The following is a 22230-nucleotide window of genomic DNA, read 5'->3' as shown; positions in this document are numbered from 1 at the left end:
ATTACCCCGCCGTGTGTCAGCTGCAGCCGGAGGTGGAGCCGCAGCCCTCGCAGACGTAGCAGGAACCGGCCGGGCGCATCTTGGTGCCGCAGGTCAGGCACAGCGGGGCGTCCGCGGCCTTACCCAACTGCAGCTCCACCAACTCGGTCGAGCTGTGCGCCTGGTCGTCTTCCCGCTCCTGCTGCCGGCCGCCGTTGGGCAACGCCGGCTGCGGGCTGGAGTCCACGGTCGCGCGCAGGCTCTCGATGTCCACCTCGTCCCCGCCACCGGTGCTCGGCGCCTCGCCGGACACCTTCGCCGCCCGCTCCGCCGCGGTGAAGATACCGAGCTGGGCCCGCTTCTCGTACGGCAGGTAGTCCAGCGCCAGCCGCCGGAACAGGTAGTCCAGCACGCTCGTGGCGAACCGCACGTCCGGGTCGTCGGTCATGCCCGCCGGCTCGAAGCGCAGGTTCATGAACTTCGAGACGTAGAACTCGAGCGGGATCCCGTACTGCAGGCCGACCGAGATCGACATCGAGAACGCATCCATCACGCCGGCCAGCGTCGAGCCCTGCTTGCCGAGCTTGACGAAGATCTCGCCCAACCCGTCGTCGGGGTACGAACCCGCGTGCAGGTAACCCTCGGCACCGCCCACGGTGAAGGACACCGTCTGGCTCGGCCGCTTCTTGGGCAGCCGCTTGCGCACCGGCCGGTACTCCACGACCGGCTCACTGCCCTTCTCCTCGACCGACTTGGACTTCGCCGCCGACAGCGGCTGCCCCACCTTGCAGTTGTCACGGTAGATCGCCAGCGCCTTCAGGCCGAGCTTCCAGCCCTCGAAGTAGATCTCCTCGACCTCCTCGATGGTCGCCGACTCCGGCATGTTGACCGTCTTGGAGATGGCGCCGGAGATGAACGGCTGCACCGCCGCCATCATCCGCACGTGCCCCATGGGCTTGATGGACCGCTCACCCATGGCGCAGTCGAACACCTCGTAGTGCTCCTGCCGCAGCCCAGGCGCGTCCACGACGTGGCCGTGCTCGGAGATGTACTCGACGATCGCCTCGATCTGCTCGTCGAGGTAGCCCAGTGCCTTCAACGCCCGCGGCACCGTCTGGTTGACGATCTGCATCGAGCCGCCGCCAACCAATTTCTTAAATTTGACCAGCGCCAAATCCGGCTCGATTCCGGTCGTATCACAATCCATCATCAAGCCAATTGTGCCGGTCGGAGCGAGTACCGAGGATTGCGCATTCCTCCACCCATTTCGAGCACCAATTTCCAAACATTCCTGCCACATCTTGGTGGCCAGCTTGTGCACGGTGGAGTCGTTGCGGTGGTAGGTGCGGATGAGGTCGTTGGCTGCGGAGTGCTTGCGCATGACCCGCTGGTGCGCGTCCGAGTTCCGGGCGTAACCCTCGTACGGCCCGACCACGCCGGCCAGCTCCGCCGAACGCTTGTAGGCGGTGCCGGTCATCAGCGAGGTGATGGCCGCGGCGAGCGCACGCCCACCGTCGGAGTCATAGGCGTGCCCGGTGGCCATCAGCAACGCGCCCAGGTTCGCGTACCCAATGCCAAGCTGGCGGAACTTGCGCGTGGTCTCCCCGATCGACGACGTCGGGAAGTCGGCGAAGCAGATGGAGATGTCCATCGCCGTGATGACCAGCTCGACGGCCCGCGCGAAGGTCTCGGCGTCGAAGGTGAGGTCGTCGCGCAGGAACTTGAGCAGGTTCAACGAAGCGAGGTTGCAGCTCGAGTTGTCGAGGTGCATGTACTCGCTACACGGGTTGGAGGCGGTGATCCGGCCCGACTCCGGGCAGGTGTGCCAGTCGTTGATGGTGTCGTCGTACTGGATGCCCGGGTCCGCGCACTCCCAGGCCGCCTTCGCCATCTGGCGGAACAGGCCCTTGGCGTCGACCCGCTGCACGACCTCGCCGGTGGTACGGGCGCGCAGCCCGAAGTCCGAGCTGGCCTCCACGGCCCGCATGAACTCGTCGGAGACCCGCACCGAGTTGTTGGCGTTCTGGTACTGGACGCTGGTGATGTCCGCACCACCGAGGTCCATGTCGTAGCCGCCGTCGCGCAGGACGCGGATCTTCTCCTCCTCCCGCGCCTTGGTCTCGATGAACTCCTCGACGTCGGGGTGGTCCACGTCGAGGATGACCATCTTGGCCGCACGCCGGGTGGCGCCACCGGACTTGATGGTGCCCGCCGAGGCGTCCGCACCGCGCATGAAGGACACCGGACCGGAGGCGTTGCCGCCGGAGGAGAGCAGCTCACTGGAGGAGCGGATGCGGGAGAGGTTGACGCCCGCCCCGGAGCCGCCCTTGAAGATCAGGCCCTCCTCCTTGTACCAGTCGAGGATTGACTCCATCGTGTCGTCAACCGACAGGATGAAGCAGTTGTGCACCCGGAGGTTGTTCGAGAGGTACTCGCCGCTCTCGGTCTGGATGTCGTAGACCTCCAGCATGCCCAGATCTTCGATCCGGGCGATTTCCAGACGCTTCGTCTCCTTCGCACGCCTGCCCGGAATGTCGAAGCTCGCATCGAGTTTCTGCGCCTTCCACGGGTCGATGAAACCGATCTCCTCGGCGAAGATCCGGCGGTCACCGGCATTCTGGATACGAAGCGTCCAGCATCCGTGACGGTCCTCGCGGGAGTCGGCCTTGTAGCCAACCCTTGCGAAGATGCCGAACCGGAGCAGGAGCTGCTGCATGCCCCTGATGAGCTGTTCGGAGATCATGTCGACCTCGACGGCACAGGACCGCTCCCGTAGGTTGACAAAACCCTCAGCCTGGAAGACGCTGCGCAGGTACGCGGCAACCACCGGGAGCGGTGCGGAGAACAGCGTCTCGGGCACGGCCATGTCCCTGCCCCTGGTTCGGAGTCCCCACTGCTCGACGAAGTTCTCCAGAACCTTGCCGTAGAGCCGAGTACGTCGGCAGTCGGGTCGCTCGTCCACCGTGCTGACGAGCCGCTCGTGCCGGTGAACACCCGGGAACACCACGTCCAGCGCGGCAGTCACCCAGCTCAGCTCGGCATCGGTGACGGTCATCGCTTCGATGGTGAGGGACTTGTTGGTGCCCTCGTACTGGCCCACGAAGCCATCGGACTGCAACCAGCCGGCAAGAGCCGCCTCAGCAACCTTCCTCTGGTCGATCCCCGCCTCACCAAACGCCTCTCGCCGGTGCCACTCGAGCTGGTCTCCCGGGCGGAGCTCACCGGCTGGGACGAACCAGCCCGTCCCCTGACCTGTGGACTTCCAGACCAGGTGGTCCGGCGTGACGTCCAGCAAGTACCCGGCCTTGGTGTGGAGCCGAAGCACGTGCTTCTTCCCATTCGCCTTGGTTGCAACGACCCGGGTGATGCCGTGCGCGTCGTAGACCTTGGCCCCAACGGCGTCATCCTCGACCAGCTTGCCAATGGGCACGAGCCCCGCCGGCGTGCTGACGAGCGCGTCGTACGGCTGACACGCGCTCACCTGCTGCGGGGAGGCGGTGCCGACGTTGAACCACACCGGCGAGTTGAAGCTGAACACCTGGTGCAACAGCATCCAGGTCAGCTCGTGCTCGAAGACCTGCGCGTCGGCGTCGGTCGCGAAGTAGCCGTGCTCGACGCCGGCCTTGGTGTAGGCCCGCACCACCCGGTCGATGAGCTGCTTGAGGCTGCTCTCCCGCTGCGGGGTGCCGACGGCGCCACGGAAGTACTTGCTGGTCACGATGTTGGTCGCGTTCACCGACCAGAAGTCGGGGAACTCGACGCCCCGCTGCTCGAAGTTGACCGAGCCGTCGCGCCAGTTGGTCATCACCACGTCGCGGCGTTCCCACGTCACCTCGTCGTAGGGGTGCACGCCCTCGGTGGTGAAGACCCGCCGAAGGCGCAGCCCGCCGCCCGCGCGCTTACCGCCACGGCGCTTGCCGTTCGGCGAGGCGGCCGACTCGCCCGCGCCGCCCGCGGCCGGGGTCCCGACGGTTTCCGTCATGACCTGACTCTCTCCCTCTGCTGCTCGCTCGTCGAGTGCTCGACGGTCGGCGACTCGGCCCCGTCCGGGCTCCCCGTCCGGTGCGGTCCGGGTCGGACCTGAAAACGCGGTATGTGCGAAGCCGTCGACGCCAGGCGTCGACCTTGACGTGACGTTCGTGCCGGGCACGCTCGCCCGGTACTACTCGCCGGGGCCCTCGGGACCGGCGACCCGGACCGATCTGAGGTCGGCGATCTCCTTCTCGAAGTCCTCCACCGAGGAGAAGGACCGGTAGACGCTGGCGAAGCGCAGGTAGGCCACCTCGTCCAGGTCGCGCAGCGGCCCCAGGATGGCCAGGCCCACCTCGTGGCTGGGGATCTCCGCCACACCGGTGGCCCGGATCGTCTCCTCCACCTTGGCCGCGAGCTGCGCCAGCGCGTCCTCGTCCACCGGCCGCCCCTGGCACGCGCGGCGCACGCCCCGCACGACCTTCTCCCGGCTGAACGGCTCGGTGACGCCGGAGCGCTTGACGACCGCCAGGACGGCCTCCTCGACCGTGGTGAACCGCCGTCCGCATTGCGGACAGGACCGCCGGCGCCGGATGGCCTGGCCCTCGTCGACCTCACGCGAGTCCACGACCCGGGAGTCGGAGTTGCGGCAGAACGGGCACCGCACCCTCGTCACCCCTTTCCCTGCACCGACCGCCCCAGCAGTCCGGTGGGTCAACGGACGCGACGGGTACGACGGGTAGACCGCCCGACACGCTCCGAGACCCCAACTTGTGGACTAACTACAGCGGTGTAACCACTACATGTTGGGAATCTATGCCTCACCGGGCCCACGCGCAAATTGGCCGGGAAGCACGCGTGTCGCCCCTCGAGCCGACCTCCGCACGACCCCGTACGGCCGCCTGGCCGCGCTCTTCGGACCCGGGCCCTCTACGCGTGATGGCTGACACCGTCCTGGCCGCAATGCCGCAAACAGTCCAGGCGTGGGCCACTGCCTACCCGTACTGGCGGGTACCCGCCCTCGGCCACCCCGTACACCGGACCGGTACCGGGCACGGGCACGGGACGGTTTACGGGGCCTCGAGGCGCTGGTCAGGACCTTGCGACGGAGAGCGGGACCCGCAGAAGTTGCCCGGCGCGCAGCTCCGCGCCTTCGAGACCGTTCAACCGCTGGATCTGGCGCACCACGGTCGTCCGGTCACCACCAGGGGCGACCCGGCCCGCCAGCTCCCACAGCGTCTCACCACCCGCGACATGGACCACGGTCGTCTGCGCGGGCGCTGGATCGGGCCTGCCGGAGCCCACGTTCGACAGCAGGCCGAAAGCGAGCACCGCGAGGCAGAACGCGACGCCGAGGGCCACCAGGGAACCGACCTGCCGACCGGGGCGGACGCAGGGGGCGGGGTGTCGGGCGAGCACGGGCGCGGTGACCGGGCGGGGCCGGCCCGGTGGTCGCCGACCGTCCCGGCTGCGCGCGGCCCGTGGCCGCACCGACGGGACCGCCACCAGCTCGCACACGCCCACGGGTAACGCCCGCTGCCGCACCATGCCGCCTCCTCGCTCCGCGCCCGTCCGTTCCGGCCGGCCCGCCCCGAACCGGCCGCCCACCGTGATCAACAATCGAACACATGTTCGATAGAACACCCGTGCGACTGTCTACCACCGGAAAAGATCGAACTGAAGCCCGATCCGGTGTTTCTTCGAACAAATGTTTGATCTTTTCCGCCCAGCGGGCTAGCGTCGACCCCAGACGGCGGCACTACGGGCCGAACCAGCCGCCACCGGCAGGAGGGCAGCGACGTGGCAGGCAGGCGCAGCGGGCAGCACACCACCGCCGAGCCCGGGGGCGGGGCCGAGATCCGTCCGTTCCCGGAGCCGGTGGCGGGCGCCGAGCCGGCCGGGGGCGGGCTCACCCCGCGGCAGCGACGGGTGCTGGAGGTGATCCGCGACCACCTGAGCCGGCACGGCTACCCGCCGAGCGTGCGGGAGATCGGCGAGGCGGTCGGGCTGACCTCGACCTCGTCGGTGGCGCACCAGCTGCGGGCGCTGGAGCGAAAGGGCTACCTGCGGCGCGACCCGAACCGGCCGCGCGCCGTCGGAGTGCTTCCGCCCGACGTGGCGGGGGGCACCCGGCCGTCGACCGCCCCGGCCGAGCCCGGCGGCGGGGCGGAACAGCCGCGGCCGGCGTACGTGCCGGTGGTCGGCCGGATCGCCGCGGGCGGGCCGATCCTGGCCGAGCAGGCCATCGAGGACGTGTTCCCGCTGCCCCGGGAGATCGTCGGCGAGGGCTCGCTGTTCCTGCTCCGGGTGGTCGGTGACTCGATGGTGGACGCGGCCATCACCGACGGGGACTGGGTCGTGGTCCGGCAGCAGCCCACCGCGGAGAACGGCGACATCGTGGCCGCCATGATCGACGGCGAGGCGACGGTGAAGACGTTGAAGCGGCGGGACGGGCACGTGTGGCTGATGCCGCACAACCCGGCCTTCGAGCCGATCCTCGGTGACGAGGCGTCCATCCTCGGGCGCGTCGTCGCGGTGCTCCGCCGCCTCTGAGCCGATCGGGCCACCGGCGTCGACATGCCGACGCCTTCCCGGATTTCGGCGCTCATGTTCGCCGCGAGATTCGGCGATGTTGCAACGCCCACCACACGAGGAACGTGTCGCGCAGGCGAGTGAGCCGCAGCCCGGTTGCCTCCTCGATGCGGCCGATGCGATAGCGCAACGTGTTGGGGTGCAGGTGCAAGCTTGCGGCGGCAGCGTCCACGCGAAGCTCGGCGTCCAGGAACGCGCGGAGTGTCTTCTCGACGGAGAGACTTCTCTGGGAGCGTTCGTCGAGCGCGCCGAAACACCGTTGTTCGGCGAGATCTCCGACGGTGTGGTCGTGGGCGACGGCGAGCTCGAGCGGATGGTCCTCGGGCCTGACCGGGTCAGGGAGGTCAAAGGCGATCGCGGTTTCGAGCGCACGCGAGGCATCCGCGAACGCCTCGGCGAGTCCCGCCAGCGGTACCGGTCCCGACACCCCGACGTGCGCGTGCCCGGGAGCCCGTGGGACACGTGCGGTGACACCCGCGACGTCACCGTCGATGACGTCGAGCAGTGTCCTGCGGCCAGCGTCCGCCCCGCTTGTCGCTATCGCGTGCTCGATTAGATGTGGAGCACTCAGGTCGGCTGGCCGGGCCCGCACGGCGAAGTACGGCGCCTCGGTGTCGAGCCCGTGCTGGTGCGCGTGCCGCCGCAGCTCCGCACCGCGGATCGTGCCGTGGAGCAGGCGCCGGATGAAGTCGCTCCGCCGCTTCTCGTCCTGTCGGGTGAGTTCGAGCAGGCGCCGATGGTGCCCGGCCGCGAAGGCGAACAGCGCCAGGTCGGCCCGCCTCCAGTAGTCGTGGACGAGCTCGTAACGAGTGCCAACGGAGACGCCGTGCTCGACCGCGATCGTCTCCAGGGCATCGAGAACCGACCAGGCGGCCAGCCTGGCCACCTGCAGCATCAGATCCAGCGGCTGTCCCCGATCCGCCGCGCCCTCGCCCGTGCCGGCAAGCTTCTCCAACTCGCCGGGGCCCAGGTCCCGCCGCTGCGCCAGTGCGGACAGGACGACCCCGAATACGGTGGAGACGGCGCCGCGCACCGCCGACGGGTCGGCGTCGGCGAGCTCGGGAAGCTCCGCGCGTACCTTGTCGGCCGCGACCGTGAAGATCGTGTCCAGACGCCCGGCCACATCATCAACCAGGCTTTTGTCGATCATCACAAAATCGCCCCTGGGGACTTCGTTCGAGCCTCCGTTGATTCGGACAGGTCACCAAAGGTGTCATGGTACCCATGAGTCGCCACGGACCGCTCACCGTGGACGGTTCGGACGCCGGGGCCCGGTGAAACCGGTGCCCTGGTCACGGTCCTGATCAGTCATCTCACCCGTACGAGCGGCTCCCTGCGGGTGCACGTCGGAACCGGGGAGAAAACACTGAGCAGGTTCGTCGACGCACCGCGGGCATTTCCGGCCCCGCAGTGCCACTGAGTGAGGAGAGAATCATGGCTCGTATCTCCTATCCCGATCCGTCGCATTCCGCGGAACTGTGGGACGCGTTTCCGGACATGCCCCGGCTCCATATCCTGGAGATGCTCGGGCACTCCGCCGGCACCGCGCGGCAGTTCGGCGAACTCTCCATGGCCCAGTTCGTGGATCTCGCACTGTCGCCACGGTCGCGGGAGCTGGTGATCCTGACGACCGCGCGCAACATCGAGTGTGAGTACGAGTGGATCCAGCACGAACCGATCTCCGAGGCCGTGGGCGTGACCCGGGCGCAGCGGGACGCCCTCGTCAAGGGGCAGTACGACGCGGAGGTTTTCGACGACGCCGACCGCGCGCTGGTTCGGTTCGTCGCCGCGATCGTCGCTGCTCCTCGGATCGATGACGAAACCTTCGCCGCGGCGCGTGAACACCTCAGCAACCGCGAAATCGTCGAGGTGCTTCAGGTCATCGGCACCTACTGGACGCTCGGTCGCGTCGCGACCGTTCTGGACGTCGAACTCGACCCGCCGAGCGGAACCGCGGTTTCTGATGCGTTCACACGGGCATCGCGAAGTGAGTCCTGAACAACCAAAGGAGAGGAACCTGATGAGCAGGACGTTGGATGGGTTGCGGGCCCTCGTGACGGGCGCTGCCGCGGGCATCGGACTCGCCACGGTGGAGCACCTGACCCGAGCCGGCGCGCGGTGCATGATGTGCGATATCAACGACAACGCGCTGGCGGAGTTCGCCGCCGGGCACCCGGATGTGCCAGCCGCACGGACCGACGTCGCCGACCCGTTCAGATCGATCTGCTGTTCGAACAGGTGCACGAGCGTCTGGGTGGACTCGACGTGCTGGTCAACAACGCCGGCGGCGGCGGGCCAACCGCTCCCCTCGAAGAGATCTCACCCGACGAGTGGCGTGACACCGTCGCCAGCAACCTGGAGAGCCAGTTTCTCTGCATCCGGCGGGCCATTCCGATGCTGCGGTCGGCCGGCGGCGGAAGCATCATCAACATCTCCTCGACCGTCGGGCGAGACGGATGCCCGAACCGCAGCCCGTACACGGCCGCAAAGGCGGGTGTGATCGGACTGACCAAGACGGCGGCGATGGAGCTTGGCCCGGACAACATCCGTGTCAACGTTGTTCAACCGGGTCCGGTCGAGGGGCCGCGCGGGCGTTGGGCCATGGCAGCTCGGGCAAAGGCTTTCGGCGAGACCGTCGAGCAGGCCATGGAGCAGGTGCTGCAGATGGTGTCACTGCGTCGCCTGGTCACAGCCGACGACATCGCGGCCGCCGTCACGTTTCTTGCCGGCCCTGCCGCGCAGAACATCACCGGCCAGACAATCGCCGTCGACGCAGGTCTCCACGGGATGATGTAGGCGATCGGCCCGGCATGACCCGTCGGTCACCTACAGCGCGAAGAGCCCTGGCTGCGTCCTGGCGCCGCTCCACCCGGTGGACCTCGAGCAGGCACGGGAGAACCGCCGTCCTTGCGGCTGGCGTAGCGTAGATGCGTTCCTAGCGTCGAAGTCGGCGGCCGAGGGCGAGGACGGCGGCTGCCGTCACGACAATCCCCCCGACTCCCAACGCTTTCCACAGCCCGAAGTCCTCGGCGTTGTCGGCTGAGGGGCTGGCGACGGAGTCGGTGGAAGCTGGCGCTGTGGGCAATGGTTGCTGCCGCCCACCGCCCGATCCGGCCTGGGTCGCCTGAACCGCCCCGGCGACACCCCGCAGCACGCTACCCGCACCAAAGTCGCCAAACTCACCGGCAGACAACAAGGTTCCGTCCGGTTCGAACGCGATTGCCTCGCCCTGTGGCTCGTTCGGTAGCGGTACCCGCACCGGTTCTCGCCCCAACGCCGCCACCACATCACCGTCCGGCGCGGCAAAAAGATAGGCGTCGGTGTAGGTCCGCAGCGCCACCACGCTGCCATCGTGGCTGACCGCTCCCCCGGTCACCAACACCGAGCCGACAGTGCCGGACAGCGGCCCACCCGTCGTGTCGGTCGGCCCGACTCGCACGGTGCCGACCCGCTCCAGTTCGCTCGGCCCGGGCGCGACGAGCGGTCCCTTCGGCCGGTAAACGCCCGATCCACCGAGCGGCTCCTTGGTCACCAGGTACGGCACGCCCCGCCGGTCGAGCAACAGAGCTTCGGCGTCCCGCGGACCATCCGGATATGACAGACGGTAGAGCACCGACCCGCCATTGGGAGAAACGGCGTGAAGCGCAACGGTGTCACGCTGTTTCCGATTGTCGCCGGTGTCTGCAAGCCATAGCGTACCGTCCGGAGCACGCGCCACGTCCTCCACGTCGAACGGGTCGACAGGCGACGTGATCACGCGTTGTACCGCGCAATCCCGCCCCACGACGTAGACACGTACCTGCTCCCCACCGTCCGGCACGGCGTACCAGCGGTCGCCGTCGCTGGCCACACCGGACAGCTCGGCCAACCGGGGATCGGTGACCCGACACAGCTCGGCCGGCGCTTCCGGCGTCGCCGACGCCGGAAGCGCCGGAAACGCGAGAACAAGAAACGCAACGAGCAGGAGGAACACCCGCTGGCGGCCGGTCACCCCGCCCAGTCTGGCACGAGAGGGCGGGGACGACCCGGCGGTCACCGTGTGCCGGCGACCGCGAACTCCTCCAGGGCGGCGGCCAGGTCCGGCCGGACCCGCACCCGCATCCGGGTGCCGTCCGGCGCGTGCTCGCTCAGCAGCACCTCACCCTCGGTGTGCGCCCTGGCCACCAGGTCACCGCGAACGTAGGGCAACAACACCTCGACCAGCTGGTCGGGCCGTGGCAGCAGTTCGCCGAGCCGCTCCCGCAGCCGTGGGATCCCCCGCCCGGTCCGTGCCGAGACGAACACCGCGTCCGGCAGCAGGTGGCGCAGCCGGGCCAACGCGACGTCGTCGGCGAGGTCGATCTTGTTCACCACCAGTAGCTCGGGCGGCATCGGCTCGTCCCGCTTCGCGGTGATCTCGGCCAACACCTCCCGAACGGCCGAGACCTGTCGCTCCGGCGCCCCGTCGGAGCCGTCCACCACGTGTACCAGCAGGTCGGAGTCGGCCGCCTCCTCCAGCGTCGAGCGGAACGCCTCCACCAGTTGGTGCGGCAGGTGCCGGACGAACCCGACGGTGTCGGTCAGCGTGTACGGCCAGCCGTCCGGCGTGGTCGAGCGCCGGGTAGTCGGGTCCAGGGTGGCGAACAACGCGTCCTCGACCAGCACCCCCGCGCCGGTCAGCGCGTTGAGCAAACTGGACTTGCCGGCGTTGGTGTAGCCGACGATCGCCACGCTGGGCACCTCGTTCGCCAGCCGGCGGCCCCGCTTGGTCTCCCGAACGGTCTGCATCGACGACAGCTCGCGGCGCAGCTTGGCCATCCGCTTGTGAATGCGCCGACGGTCGGTCTCCAGCTTGGTCTCACCGGGACCACGCAGGCCCACGCCACCGTTGCCGCCGCCGGCCCGACCACCGGTCTGCCGGGACATCGCCGTACCCCAGCCCCGCAGCCGCGGGAGCAGGTACTGCAGCTGCGCCAGCTCCACCTGGGCCTTGCCCTCCTTGGAGCGGGCGTGCTGGGCGAAGATGTCCAGGATCAGCGCGGTGCGGTCGATGACCTTGACCTTGAGCTGCTCCTCCAGCTGCCGGAGCTGGCCGGGCGAGAGCTCACCGTCGCAGATCACCGTGTCGGCGCCGGACGCCACGACCACGTCGCGCAGCTCACGGGTCTTGCCGCTGCCCACGTAGGTGGCCGGGTCGGGCCGGTTGCGCCGCTGCACCAGGCCCTGGAGAACCTGGGAACCGGCGGTCTCGGCGAGCAGGGCCAGTTCGGTCAGTGACGCCTCGGCCTCGCTCGCGTCCCCGTCGGTCCACACCCCGACCAGGACCACGCGCTCCAGCCGGAGTTTCCGGTACTCGACCTCGGAGATGTCGGCGAGCTCGGTGGACAGCCCAGACACCCGGCGCAGTGCCGCGCGGTCGGCCAGCTCCAGCTCACCCGTCGACGGAACCTCGTCCAGGTCGTCGTCGTGGACCCCGGTGGGGTCGAAGTTCGTGTTCGTCATACACCTCCATGCTCCCACGCCGAACCACCCGTTTTCCGAAAATCGGTCTGGCGACGTGGTCTCAGCCGACTCCGACGCCGTCTGTGGCACCGACTGCAGCTCCAACCGCAACGACACCTTCAACGATGCGGGGCCGGTGGCTGTTCCGGTACAGGAAATGCCGACAACGTCGCCTCCACCGGCGGGGCAGGTGCCGGCCCCGCCGGCCCCCGCCGGCTCCGCGACAGCGTTCTCCCTGGTCAGTCCTGGTCCGCGGTGCGCCACCAGACGTCGTCGAGCTCACCACGCGCGACGATCACCGCTGGTCCGGTGAGCGTGCTGCCCGACTCGGTGATCGCGACGTCGACGGCCCCGCCGGGGACCAGCACGCGGCGTCGCCCGGTCCGCTCACCGACGGCGTTGAGGGTGGCGGCGACGACGGCGACCGTTCCGGTACCGCACGACCGGGTCTCCCCCACGCCCCGCTCGTACACGCGCATCCGCACCGTCTCGGTGTCGAGCGGATTGACGAACTCGACGTTCACGCCGTGCGGAAAGAGCCCGCGGTCGTACCCGGGCGGCGAAGACAGGTTCAGGTCGGCGACCGGCAGCTCCGTGGCGCACACGAGGTGCGGGTTGCCGACGTCCACGGCCAGGCCCGGGAAGGTGAAGCCGTCGAGGGTGGCCTGGGACGAGCCGTCGACCCGCGTCGGCCCCATCTCCACCGTGACGCTGCCGTCCTCGTGCACCACGGTGGGGCGGACACCGGCCCGGGTACCCACCGTCAGCCGCCCCCGCGCGGCGAGCCCGGACTCGACCAGGTAGGCGGCGAAGACGCGGACCCCGTTGCCGCACATCTCGGCGACCGAACCGTCGGCATTGCGGTAGTCCATGAACCAGGCGTCGGGGTCCACGGCCGAGGGGGCGTCGGCCACCTTGCCGGCGCGGACGACCCGGAGCACCCCGTCGGCGCCCAGGCCGCGCCGGCGGTCACACATCGCGCGCACCCGGCGCTCGGTGACGTCGAGCAGGCCGTCCGGGTCGGGCAACACCACGAAGTCGTTCTCCGTGCCATGCCCCTTGGCGAACCGCACACCCACGTTGACCAGCCTACGGGCCGGCTACGGCATCCCGAGCACCGCGTCGGCCAGGCCCGGCCGGGCCGCGTCGAACCACGTGATCCGCTGGTCCCGGCGGAACCACGAGCGTTGCCGGCGTACGAACCTGCGGGTCGCCCGTGCCGTCTCCACCGCGGCCGTGGCCAGGTCGTACTCGCCGTCGAGCGCGGCGAGGACCTGCTGGTAGCCCAGGGCTCGGGAGGCGGTGCGCCCCTGTCGCAACCCGACCTTCTCCAGCGCGCCCACCTCGTCCACCAGGCCGGCGTCGAACATGCGCTCTACCCGCAGGTCGACCCGCTCGTCGAGCTCGGCGGGCGCACGGTCCAGGCCGATCAGGACCGTGTCGTAACGGGCCGGACCGGGACGTGGAAGGTTGGCCGAGAACGGCTGGCCGGTGATCTCGATGACCTCCAGCGCCCGCACCACGCGCCGGCCGTTGCTGGGCAGGATCGCCGCCGCGGCGGCCGGGTCGCGCTCGGCGAGCCTGGCGTGCAGCCGGGACGGGCCGACCTCGGCCAGCTCCGCCTCCAGCCGGGCACGCACCGCCGGGTCGGTGCCGGGGAAGCGCAGGTCGTCGACGACGGCCTGCACGTAGAGGCCGGAGCCGCCGACCAGGACCGGCGTCCGTCCCTGGGCCAGCAGCTCCTCGATGATCCGGTGGGCCTGCCGCTGGTAGGCGGCGACCGAGGCGGTTTCGGTGACATCGAGGACGTCGAGCAGGTGGTGCGGCACGCCCCGCCGTTCGGCCTCGGTGAGCTTGGCCGTCCCGATATCCATGCCCCGGTAGAGCTGCATGGCGTCGGCGTTGATGACCTCGCCGCCGAGTCGCAACGCCAGCTCCACGCCCAGGTCCGACTTGCCGGTGGCGGTGGGTCCGACGACGGCGACGGGACGGGGCGGGCGAGCGGTCACGGCAGGCCAGCCTACGTGCCGGGGCTCGCCGCCCCGGGCTGCCATGCAGCCACGTGGTAGCCGACGCCGAAGGGCGCGCCGGAGTAGTACAGCTCGCCCTTCCATGCCCGTCCGTCGGCCAGCACCGCTCCGGCGAGGACCTGCCAGGCCGCCCGGCCGGCCACCGCCAGCTCGGCGGCGAGCCCGGGGTCCAGGCCGAGCAGGGCCTCGGTGTCGGCCTCGGCCAGGGCGTCCCGCACCACGGCGTCGAAGCCGGGGGCGCGCTCGTCCGGCCGGGCGGGCGCGAGGTCCGGGTACCGGGCCGAGCCGTCGCCGAGGACCAGCAGGCCGACCGGGTCGGGCCCGGCCGCCAGCCGCTCCCCCACCCGCCGGCAGTCGGCGACCGGCAGGTCGGGGCGGACCAGCTCCACCCGCACCTCGTCCGCGCCCGCGCGTCCCCGCAGCCAGCCAGCGACCAGCGCGGGCAGTGGGAGCGCGGGGTCCGCCGGGCCGGTACCGGCACCCAACGCGACCCGGACGTCCACGCCGAACCCGGCGAACGTGCCGCGGGTCGCGGGATCGAGGACCCGGGGTCCGCTCGGGTCGGCGGCGACGGCGACCCAGTGCCGTGAACCTTCGGCGAGCCAACGCGCGACCCCCAGGCACGCCGCACGCACGGTCTCCGTCCGCGTGGCCGCGCCGGTAACCAGCTCGGGCACCAGCAGCGGCGGATGCGGCAGCACCACGGCACGAACGATCACAACCGCAGGTTAGCTGTGCTGCCCGACTCGATCTCGACTCTCCGGTACCGGCAGGCGGACGGAACTGTTTGAATGCGCGCACGGGGACGCGCCGGACGGACCGGGTCCCCGGTGTGGCTGGGCCCCGCCCACGCGGGGCGCCCGTGCCGAGCGCGGGCTTCAAGGCAGGCGAGGAGGAAGCCGGCGATGACCGAGCAGGGAACGACCCCGGACAACACGGCCCAGGACAGCGCCCTGCGGCAGGCGCCAGGGCAGGCCGGGGACCAGCGGGTAGGGGCGGCGCCGGCGCCCCAGGTGCCGGCCGCCTCGAACGACCCGGCTCGCTGGGGACGGGTGGACAGCGACGGCACCGTGTACGTGCGAACCCCCGACGGCGAGCGGGTGGTGGGCCAGTGGCAGGCCGGTGACCCGGCCGAGGGCCTGGCGCACTACGCGCGCCGGTTCGACGACATCCGCACCGAGGCGGACCTGCTGCAGGCCCGCCTCAACTCCGGTGCCGGCGACCCCAAGCAGGCGCTGGCCAGCGCGAAGCACCTGCGGGACGGCCTGGCCGAGGCCGCCGTGGTGGGTGATCTGGCGACGCTGGCCGCGCGGGCCGACCACCTGGTGGCCCTTGCCGAACAGGCGGTGGCCGAGGCCCGGGCCGCCCGCGAGCAGGCCAGGGCCGAGGCGGCCGCGCGCAAGGAGGCGCTGGTGGCCGAGGCCGAGCAGATCGCCGCGGACTCCACCCAGTGGAAGGCGGCCGGCGACCGGCTGCGCACCATGCTGGACGAGTGGAAGGCGATCCGGGGCGTCGACCGCAAGACCGACGAACAGCTGTGGCGCCGCTTCGCCAAGGCCCGGGACGCCTTCAACCGGCGGCGCGGCTCGCACTTCGCCGAGCTGGACCGGCAGCGTGCCACGGCCAAGGCCCGCAAGCAGGAGATCGTGGCCGAGGCCGAGGAGCTGGCCGACTCCACCGACTGGGGCCCCACCGCCGGCCGCTACAAGCAGCTGATGGCGGAATGGAAGGCCGCGGGCCGGGCGCCCAAGGATGCCGACGACGCGTTGTGGCAGCGGTTCCGGGCGGCCCAGGACCGCTTCTTCGCGCACCGGTCAGAGGCGTTCAGCGAGCGAGACGCGGAGTTCGCCGAGAACGCCCGGCGCAAGGAGGAGCTGCTGGCCGAGGCCGAGCAGATCGACCCGTCGACCGACCTGGACGCCGCCCGCGCCCACCTGTACCGGATCCAGGAGCGTTGGGAGCAGGTCGGCCGGGTGCCGAGGGAGCGGGTCCGCGAGCTGGAGGGCCGGATGCGGGCGGTGGAGGAGCGCGTGCGGTCGGCGGTGGACGCACGCTGGCGCCGTACCGACCCGGAGGCCCAGGCGCGGGTGGAGCAGTTCCGGGAGCGGGTCGAGCAGCTCGAGGCGCAGGCGGCCAAGGCGCGGGCCGCCGGGGACCAGCGGCGCGCCGAGAAGGCCGAGGCGCAGGCCGCGCAATGGCGGGAGTGGCTGGCCGCGGCCGAGGCGGCGGTCGCCAACCGGTGAGCGGGCGAGCCTGACGATCAGGCATCACGGAAAGGGCGGCCGGTTTCCCGGCCGCCCTTTCGGTGTTCTGGAAGCCCGCGAGGGTCGCTGCAGCGGGGTTGTCCGCCGACACCCCCTGGGAAGTCTTCACGGGATGACTCAAAGGCCCGACCCCTGGGATCACATCCTGCCGGTTAGGAGTCCTCTGCCCGGTCGATGAATTCCAAGAAGTGGGTGATGACGTTGCCCGGGTCTTCGATCTGCGGCCAGTGGCCGATCTTCGCATCGAGCAGGACAACGTTGGCATCCGGGACCACCTGTCGGTAGCGATCGGCCATATGCCGTCCGGAGTTGGGGTCATACGGGCCGTCGATAAGCCGCATCGGCACGCTGGTCTGGCGCATCGCCCTGACCCACCGGTTGCGATACCGGTAGCGGTCCACGATGAAGCGCCCGACCTTGTGCATCACACGCTTGCCGTCCTTGTGGCCGAGGATGTCGTGGAACTGCCGCAACAGCTCCGGTGACGGCTTGGTGTCGGGGCCGAACAACTCGTTGATCGTACGATCGACGAGCGGGTCGGCCATGAACAGCTGCGGCCGCATGGCGAACAGGCCACCGAGGGGCGTCTTGGACAGCAGGACCTGCATCGGCCGTGGTGTGTACGCCTCGTTGAACAACCCGCCGTTCAGCCAGGTGATCGAGCTGATGGTCAGCGCCGAGCCCTCCTCATGGCGGGCGAGCATCTCCTGTACGACGCTGTCTCCGAGGTCGTGTGCCAGGATGTGGCACTGCCCCACGCCCAGGTGCGTGAGCAGCGCCTCGTGCATGTCCGTGTGGTCGTGGACGGAGTACTCGTACCGAACCGGCTTGTCGGAGAAGCCCATCCCGAGCATATCCGGGGCGATCACGGTGAATCGCCGGGCCAGCGCTGGCCAGATGAGCTTCCAGTCGAAGGAGCTGAACGGGTAGCCGTGCACCAGCAGCAGGTACGGACCGTTGCCCTTCTTGAGATAGAACACCTCGAACCCAAGGTAGTCGAACCACTCGCCGGTGGCCTTCCAGCTCTCGAGCTCGGTGTCCATCTCAGGCTCTCCTCTCAAGGCGTGCAGGCGATCTTCTTGAGAGATCTCCACTCGTCATGAAGATGAGCTTCCAGTCGAACCCAAGGTAGTCGAACCACTCGCCGGTGGCCTTCCCGAGCTGGTGTCGTGAGTCGTTGATCAGTTGGCCAGGGGTATCGAGGATCTGGTCGGCGGTCCTGTCCAGACGAAGGGCTTGGGATCGGCGTTCCAGGTGTTGATCCAGGTGCGGATGTCGGCTTCGAGTTCGGGAATGCTGCTGTGGGCCGAGCGGCGGAGTCTGCGATGGGTGAGCTCGGCGAACCAGCGTTCGACCGAGTTCAGCCAGGAGGCGCTGGTAGGGGGTGAAGTGCAGGTGGAACCGCGGGTGGCGGGTCAGCCATCCCTTCACTTTGGGGCACCCCGGGCGGTCCGTCCTGATCACCTGCTCCACGCCGTGATCAACGACAACCTCACTCAACCGGGCGGGACCAGGCGACCCGGAACCACTGCACGGCCAGCACCAGCGCGGCCAGCACGGCCACGATCAGCCCGATGCTCGGCCCGGGGCCCGGGTCGTGCACCCCCGGGCCGGTCTGCTGACTCCACACCGACAGCACGCCCAACATCGTGGTCAGGGCACAGCCCCAGGCCGCCGCCCAGGCCAGGCCCCAGCGCCGCATGGTCAGCGTGAGGGCCGACAGCAACACCCCGACGCCGAATGCGAACCCGGCGAACAGCTTGGGGACCAGGTGGACCGGGCCGTCGTGCTGGCCCAGCAGCACCTGCCAGCCACTGATCTCACCCACCCACGGCAGGATCGCGGCGACCAGCAACGCCAACACGGCGACCGCGATGAGCAACGCCTTGGGCCCCGGGTCGATCTGCCGCAACACGCCGCGTTCGACGGCATCGAGCTCGGCTCGCAGCTCGGACAGGTCCTCGGGCTCGCGGGGGCCGCGCTCGGACGTCATCGACAACTCCCATCGGCGTGTCATGGCGGTGCCCGGACGGCGAGGGCCGCGCACCGGGCCTACCGCAGGGCTTGTGGGAAGTAAAGCCCGCGGGCGGGGTGGGCATGGACCCGGGTGGCTCCCACGCCGCTGACCTGCATCCGGGCGGTGATCAGCGCGCGGGACAGCCTGGGCCTGCGCCCGGGGGTGCGGTCAGCGGACGGCGCACCCTCCGGTCGGGGCGGGCTCGACGGGCGGCCGGCCGAACTTCGGCAGCCCGAGGGAGACCCCGGAGGTCCTCGGCCTGACCCCGGCCTCCCAGTGATCGCCGGAGCGGGTGCGGCGGTGCGCCGCCAGCGGCCCGTCGGCGACGAGGTGGTGCGGGGCGCCGTAGGTGACGACGGCGTGCACCACGTCCCCCGGCCGCACCTGGCCGTCCACGGCGTCGCCGACCGGGGTGAAATGCACCAGCCGGCCGTCGCGGGCCCGGCCGCTCATCCGGTGCGTCTCGCTGTCCTTGCGGCCCTCGCCCTCGGACACCAGCACCTCGACAATGCGGCCGACCAGGTCCCGGTTGAGCTCCCAGGAGATCTCCTCCTGCAGGGCCACCAGCCGCTCGTAGCGTTCCTGGACGACGGCCTTGGGCACCTGCTCGTCGAGCACGGCCGCCGGGGTGCCGGGCCGCTTGGAGTACTGGAAGGTGAAAGCCCCGCAGAACCGGGCGGCGCGGACCACGTCCAGGGTCGCCCGGAAGTCCTCCTCGGTCTCGCCGGGGAAGCCGACGATGATGTCGGTGGTGATCGCCGCGTCCGGCATGGCCGCCCGCACCTTGTCCAGGATCGACAGGTAGCGCTCGGACCGGTAGGAGCGGCGCATCGCGCGCAGGACGCGGTCCGAGCCGGACTGCAGGGGCATGTGCAGCTGGTGGCAGACGCTCGGCGTCTCGGCCATCGCGGCGATGACGTCGTCGGTGAAGTCCCGGGGGTGCGGGGAGGTGAACCGCACCCGCTCCAGGCCGTCGATCTCGCCACAGGAACGCAGCAGCTTGCCGAACGCGTAGCGGTCGCCGAACTCCACGCCGTAGGAGTTGACGTTCTGGCCGAGCAGCGTCACCTCGAGCACGCCCTCGTCGACCAGGGCCTGCACCTCGGCCAGCACGTCGCCGGGCCGGCGGTCCTTCTCCCGCCCACGCAGCGACGGCACGATGCAGAACGTGCAGGTGTTGTTGCAGCCCACCGAGATCGACACCCAGCCCGAGTAGGCCGAGTCGCGACGCGCGGGCAGGGTGGACGGGAAGACCTCCAGCGACTCCAGGATCTCCACCTGGGCCTCGTTGTTGTGCCGGGCGCGCTCCAGCAGCACCGGTAGGGAGCCGATGTTGTGGGTGCCGAACACCACGTCCACCCAGGGGGCGCGCTTGACGATCTCGCCCCGGTCCTTCTGCGCCAGGCAGCCGCCGACCGCGATCTGCATGCCCGGATGCTCCTTCTTCACCGGGTGCAGGTGGCCGAGGTTGCCGTAGAGCCGGTTGTCGGCGTTCTCGCGCACCGCGCAGGTGTTGAACACGACCACGTCCGGGATGGCGCCGGCCGCGGCGGGCGCGTAGCCGGCGTCCTCGAGCAGGCCGGCCAGCCGCTCGGAGTCGTGCACGTTCATCTGACACCCGTAGGTGCGGATCTGGTACGTCCGGGACACTCCTCAACCCCTTCTTCCCGGCCTCCCAGGGTAGGCCCCCGCGCGGGCACAATGCTTTGGTGCCCCCAATCCGCCGCCGCGCCGCGCTCGCCCTGCTGGGCGCGTTGCCGCTGCTCGCGGCCGGGTGCTCTGGTCCGTCCTTCCCCGGGCTGCGGCTGCGGGTGGCCACCGGCGGCACCGACGGCGTCTACCACGCGCTGGGCCAGGTCATGGCGGACGCCTGGCACGAGCAGCTGGATGTGCCCCGACCGGAGGTGCTCGTCACCGCCGGCTCGGTGGCCAACGTCTCCCTGGTGCGGGAGCGCACCGCGCACGTCGGCTTCTCGCAGGTCGACGCCGCGGTCGAGCCCACCGGCGACCCCACGCCACTGCGTGCCCTGGCGCGGATGCACGACGACTACATGCACGTCGTGGTACGGGCCGACGCCGACGTGCACCGGCTGGCGGACCTGCGGGGCCTGCGGGTGTCGGTGGGTGCCGTGGAGTCCGGGGTGCAGCTGATCGCCCACCGCCTGCTGGCGGTGGCGGGCCTGGACCCCGGGCGGGACCTGGCACTGCGCCGGTACGGCATCAACGACTCGGTGCGGCAGATGCTCTCCGGCGGGATCGACGCCTTCTTCTGGTCCGGTGGGCTGCCCACCAGCGGGGTACGCACCCTGTCGGAGGAGATGGCGGTCCGGCTGCTCGACCTCGGCGAGCTGCTCCCCGCGCTGCGGCGTGATCACCAGGTCTACGACAAGGGCACGATCCCTGCTTCCACCTATCGCGCGCAGGAGCCGGTGACCGCGTTGGTGGTGCGGAACTTCCTGGTGGTGCGCGAGAACATGGACGACGAGCTGGCGGAAGCGCTGACCCGGGGCCTGTTCGCGGCGTTGCCACGGTTGACCGAGGCCAACCCGGCGGCGCGGACGATCGGCCTGCGCGCGGCCATCGGCACCGCGCCGGTGGCGCTGCACCCGGGCGCGGAGCGGTACTACCGCTCCGCCAAGCTGCACTGAGTCACCTGGTCCGGAAGTCGACGGTCGCCGCGGCGTGGTCGCTGCCGGTGGTGCGGACGACTCCGGCGTCCACCGCAGTCACGCCCCGATAGAGGATGTGGTCGATCCGGGTGGCCGGAAACGAGGAGGGCCAGGTGAACCCGAGGCCCGATCCGGCGCGTTGACCGTCGGAGAGCAGGTCGGTCAGCACGGACATGTGCCGGTCGGTGCTCGCGGTGTTGAGGTCGCCGACCACCAGCAGGCGCCGGGCATCGTCCTGGCGGACGGCGGCGGCGAGGCGGTTGAGGGAACGGTCACGCTGCTCGCTCTGGCCGAGTCGCAACGAGCCGAGGTGGGCGACGTAGACCGCGATCTCGCCGTTGGGGGTGTCCACGCGGGCCCGCAGCGCCCGGGTCCAGCTGAGGCCGAGATCGACGGGCCGGCTGTCCAAAATCGGGTAGCGGCTCCACAGGCCGATCGTGCCGATGGCCGCCCGGTAGGGGTACTGCGGGTCGAGCACCTGGGCGACGGCGGTCCGGTTGTTGTCGGTCATCTCCTCGACGGCGATGAGGTCCGACTTGGTGGCGGCGAGTTCGGTGGCGGTCCTGGCGGCCTGCGGGTTGCCGGCGTAGAGGTTCTGCGTGGCCACGCGCAGGTCGTACGGGCCGCCCTTGGCGGGGAGGAGGTCCGGGCCGAACATGACCGCCCACACCAGGGCCGGGAGCAGCACGGCAACCGCGCCGCGGCCGGAGCGGGCGAGCAGGGCCAGCAGGACCAGGACCGGGACGGCGAGTCCGAGCCAGGGAAGGAAACTGTCGAGCACGGTCCCGATGCCGGCGATGTCGGGAACCAGCCGGTGTCCGAGCAGCAGCGCGGCAACGGCCACGGCGAGGACCACGAGCGGCAGGTCGAACCGGCGGCGACGCCGCGGCTTCGCGGGTGCGGAGCCACCGACGTCGGGATGGGCGCGCTGCTCGAGCTGCCGGGTTCCTCGCGTCATGTAGCCAGATTGACCGGACAGCATGAGAGAACCCTGAGAAGTTGGTCGGTGACCGAACTGGACGCAACGAGCGCGGAGTCCTGACCTTCGTTTCCGGCGCACTCTGGACCGCGGAGCAAACGTGCAGCTCATGAGCTTGTTGATCCGGGCCGGCCCACGTCTTCACAGCGACGCGGACCAGGCTGGAAATCCTGCCCGCGCGGTACTCGGTGACGTTCGCCGCAGCAACCTTCGACTTCGTCAGGAGTCCTTGACAGCAGGGTGGGGCCGG

At 70.3% G+C, this 22230-nt stretch carries 17 protein-coding genes and 2 pseudogenes; 5 read left to right on the top strand and 14 right to left on the bottom strand.

Going from position 1 to position 22230, the window contains the following annotated elements; translation table 11 throughout:
• Positions 1-16 precede the first annotated feature (16 nt).
• From IEY55_RS17600 to IEY55_RS17590, 3 genes are all read right to left on the bottom strand, one after another.
• The gene (locus IEY55_RS17600; protein WP_189059182.1) at positions 17-3961 is read right to left on the bottom strand and encodes a vitamin B12-dependent ribonucleotide reductase; all 3945 of its coding nucleotides are present in this window, start codon (positions 3959-3961) and stop codon (positions 17-19) included.
• A gap of 180 nt (positions 3962-4141) precedes the next feature.
• Positions 4142-4615, bottom strand: coding sequence for a transcriptional regulator NrdR (gene nrdR, locus IEY55_RS17595; RefSeq protein WP_189059228.1), 474 nt, complete (start codon positions 4613-4615; stop codon positions 4142-4144).
• Between the two features lie 425 nt (positions 4616-5040).
• On the bottom strand, positions 5041-5496 hold the full coding sequence (locus IEY55_RS17590) for a LysM peptidoglycan-binding domain-containing protein (RefSeq protein ID WP_189059180.1): 456 nt from the start codon (positions 5494-5496) through the stop codon (positions 5041-5043).
• A gap of 252 nt (positions 5497-5748) precedes the next feature.
• Between IEY55_RS17590 and lexA the strand changes: the two genes are divergently transcribed.
• Positions 5749-6501, top strand: a complete 753-nt coding sequence (gene lexA, locus IEY55_RS17585; RefSeq protein ID WP_189059178.1) for a transcriptional repressor LexA — start codon at positions 5749-5751, stop codon at positions 6499-6501.
• Between the two features lie 52 nt (positions 6502-6553).
• Here the strand turns inward: lexA and IEY55_RS17580 are convergent, their stop codons facing one another.
• Positions 6554-7690, bottom strand: coding sequence for a PucR family transcriptional regulator (locus IEY55_RS17580; RefSeq protein WP_189059176.1), 1137 nt, complete (start codon positions 7688-7690; stop codon positions 6554-6556).
• A gap of 284 nt (positions 7691-7974) precedes the next feature.
• Between IEY55_RS17580 and IEY55_RS17575 the strand changes: the two genes are divergently transcribed.
• Together IEY55_RS17575 and IEY55_RS17570 are read left to right on the top strand one after the other, a co-directional pair.
• Positions 7975-8538 carry a carboxymuconolactone decarboxylase family protein gene (locus IEY55_RS17575; protein WP_189059174.1) on the top strand — a complete coding sequence of 188 codons (564 nt, stop codon included), beginning with the start codon at positions 7975-7977 and terminating at the stop codon, positions 8536-8538.
• A pseudogene (locus IEY55_RS17570) lies at positions 8504-9336 on the top strand (SDR family oxidoreductase). The gene IEY55_RS17575 and the pseudogene IEY55_RS17570 overlap by 35 nt, the downstream one beginning before the upstream one ends.
• A gap of 139 nt (positions 9337-9475) precedes the next feature.
• Here IEY55_RS17570 and IEY55_RS17565 read toward each other — a convergent pair.
• The 5 genes from IEY55_RS17565 to IEY55_RS17545 form a co-directional block, all read right to left on the bottom strand.
• On the bottom strand, positions 9476-10531 hold the full coding sequence (locus IEY55_RS17565) for a hypothetical protein (protein WP_229686480.1): 1056 nt from the start codon (positions 10529-10531) through the stop codon (positions 9476-9478).
• Positions 10532-10572: 41 nt separating this feature from the next.
• Positions 10573-12021: a GTPase HflX gene (hflX, locus tag IEY55_RS17560; RefSeq protein WP_189059172.1), complete on the bottom strand. Its 1449-nt coding sequence runs from the start codon at positions 12019-12021 to the stop codon at positions 10573-10575.
• Positions 12022-12260: 239 nt separating this feature from the next.
• The gene (gene dapF, locus IEY55_RS17555) at positions 12261-13100 is read right to left on the bottom strand and encodes a diaminopimelate epimerase (protein ID WP_189059170.1); all 840 of its coding nucleotides are present in this window, start codon (positions 13098-13100) and stop codon (positions 12261-12263) included.
• A 21-nt stretch (positions 13101-13121) separates the two neighbouring features.
• Positions 13122-14030, bottom strand: coding sequence for a tRNA (adenosine(37)-N6)-dimethylallyltransferase MiaA (gene miaA, locus IEY55_RS17550; protein WP_229686479.1), 909 nt, complete (start codon positions 14028-14030; stop codon positions 13122-13124).
• An 11-nt stretch (positions 14031-14041) separates the two neighbouring features.
• Positions 14042-14770, bottom strand: coding sequence for a class III extradiol dioxygenase subunit B-like domain-containing protein (locus tag IEY55_RS17545; RefSeq protein ID WP_189059166.1), 729 nt, complete (start codon positions 14768-14770; stop codon positions 14042-14044).
• Between the two features lie 186 nt (positions 14771-14956).
• On the opposite strand from IEY55_RS17545, the gene IEY55_RS17540 reads away from it, so the two are divergent.
• On the top strand, positions 14957-16294 hold the full coding sequence (locus IEY55_RS17540; protein WP_189059164.1) for a DUF349 domain-containing protein: 1338 nt from the start codon (positions 14957-14959) through the stop codon (positions 16292-16294).
• Positions 16295-16467: 173 nt separating this feature from the next.
• Here IEY55_RS17540 and IEY55_RS17535 read toward each other — a convergent pair whose 3' ends face one another.
• From IEY55_RS17535 to miaB, 4 genes and pseudogenes are all read right to left on the bottom strand, one after another.
• Entirely contained in the window at positions 16468-17358 is an 891-nt protein-coding gene (locus IEY55_RS17535) for an alpha/beta fold hydrolase (protein WP_189059162.1), read from the bottom strand.
• A 157-nt stretch (positions 17359-17515) separates the two neighbouring features.
• Positions 17516-17752 (bottom strand): annotated as a pseudogene (locus tag IEY55_RS17530) (IS630 family transposase); the annotation flags it as partial.
• Between the two features lie 55 nt (positions 17753-17807).
• A complete protein-coding gene (locus tag IEY55_RS17525) occupies positions 17808-18308 on the bottom strand; it encodes an Rv2732c family membrane protein (protein WP_189059160.1) in 501 nt (166 codons plus the stop codon).
• A gap of 192 nt (positions 18309-18500) precedes the next feature.
• Entirely contained in the window at positions 18501-19982 is a 1482-nt protein-coding gene (gene miaB / locus IEY55_RS17520; protein ID WP_189059159.1) for a tRNA (N6-isopentenyl adenosine(37)-C2)-methylthiotransferase MiaB, read from the bottom strand.
• 59 nt (positions 19983-20041) lie between these two features.
• Here miaB and IEY55_RS17515 point away from each other — a divergent pair, with 59 nt between their 5' ends.
• Positions 20042-20980: a TAXI family TRAP transporter solute-binding subunit gene (locus tag IEY55_RS17515; protein WP_229686478.1), complete on the top strand. Its 939-nt coding sequence runs from the start codon at positions 20042-20044 to the stop codon at positions 20978-20980.
• Position 20981: 1 nt separating this feature from the next.
• Here the strand turns inward: IEY55_RS17515 and IEY55_RS17510 are convergent, their stop codons facing one another.
• Positions 20982-21959, bottom strand: a complete 978-nt coding sequence (locus IEY55_RS17510) for an endonuclease/exonuclease/phosphatase family protein (protein WP_189059155.1) — start codon at positions 21957-21959, stop codon at positions 20982-20984.
• Positions 21960-22230 lie beyond the last annotated feature (271 nt).

Source organism: Longimycelium tulufanense, assembly GCF_014645795.1.
Taxonomy (GTDB): Bacteria; Actinomycetota; Actinomycetes; order Mycobacteriales; family Pseudonocardiaceae; genus Longimycelium; species Longimycelium tulufanense.
The sequence above is the reverse complement of the archived record's forward strand: the minus strand, read 5'-3'. Positions and strand labels throughout refer to the sequence as shown.

Coding starts and splice junctions, on each gene's coding strand:
- IEY55_RS17600 (WP_189059182.1), bottom strand. CDS start 3,961: ATGACGGAAACCGTCGGGACCCCGGCCGCGGGCGGCGCGGGCGAGTCG.
- IEY55_RS17590 (WP_189059180.1), bottom strand. CDS start 5,496: ATGGTGCGGCAGCGGGCGTTACCCGTGGGCGTGTGCGAGCTGGTGGCG.
- IEY55_RS17580 (WP_189059176.1), bottom strand. CDS start 7,690: ATGATCGACAAAAGCCTGGTTGATGATGTGGCCGGGCGTCTGGACACG.
- IEY55_RS17575 (WP_189059174.1), top strand. CDS start 7,975: ATGGCTCGTATCTCCTATCCCGATCCGTCGCATTCCGCGGAACTGTGG.
- hflX (WP_189059172.1), bottom strand. CDS start 12,021: ATGACGAACACGAACTTCGACCCCACCGGGGTCCACGACGACGACCTG.
- IEY55_RS17540 (WP_189059164.1), top strand. CDS start 14,957: ATGACCGAGCAGGGAACGACCCCGGACAACACGGCCCAGGACAGCGCC.
- IEY55_RS17535 (WP_189059162.1), bottom strand. CDS start 17,358: ATGGACACCGAGCTCGAGAGCTGGAAGGCCACCGGCGAGTGGTTCGAC.
- IEY55_RS17525 (WP_189059160.1), bottom strand. CDS start 18,308: ATGACGTCCGAGCGCGGCCCCCGCGAGCCCGAGGACCTGTCCGAGCTG.
- IEY55_RS17510 (WP_189059155.1), bottom strand. CDS start 21,959: ATGACGCGAGGAACCCGGCAGCTCGAGCAGCGCGCCCATCCCGACGTC.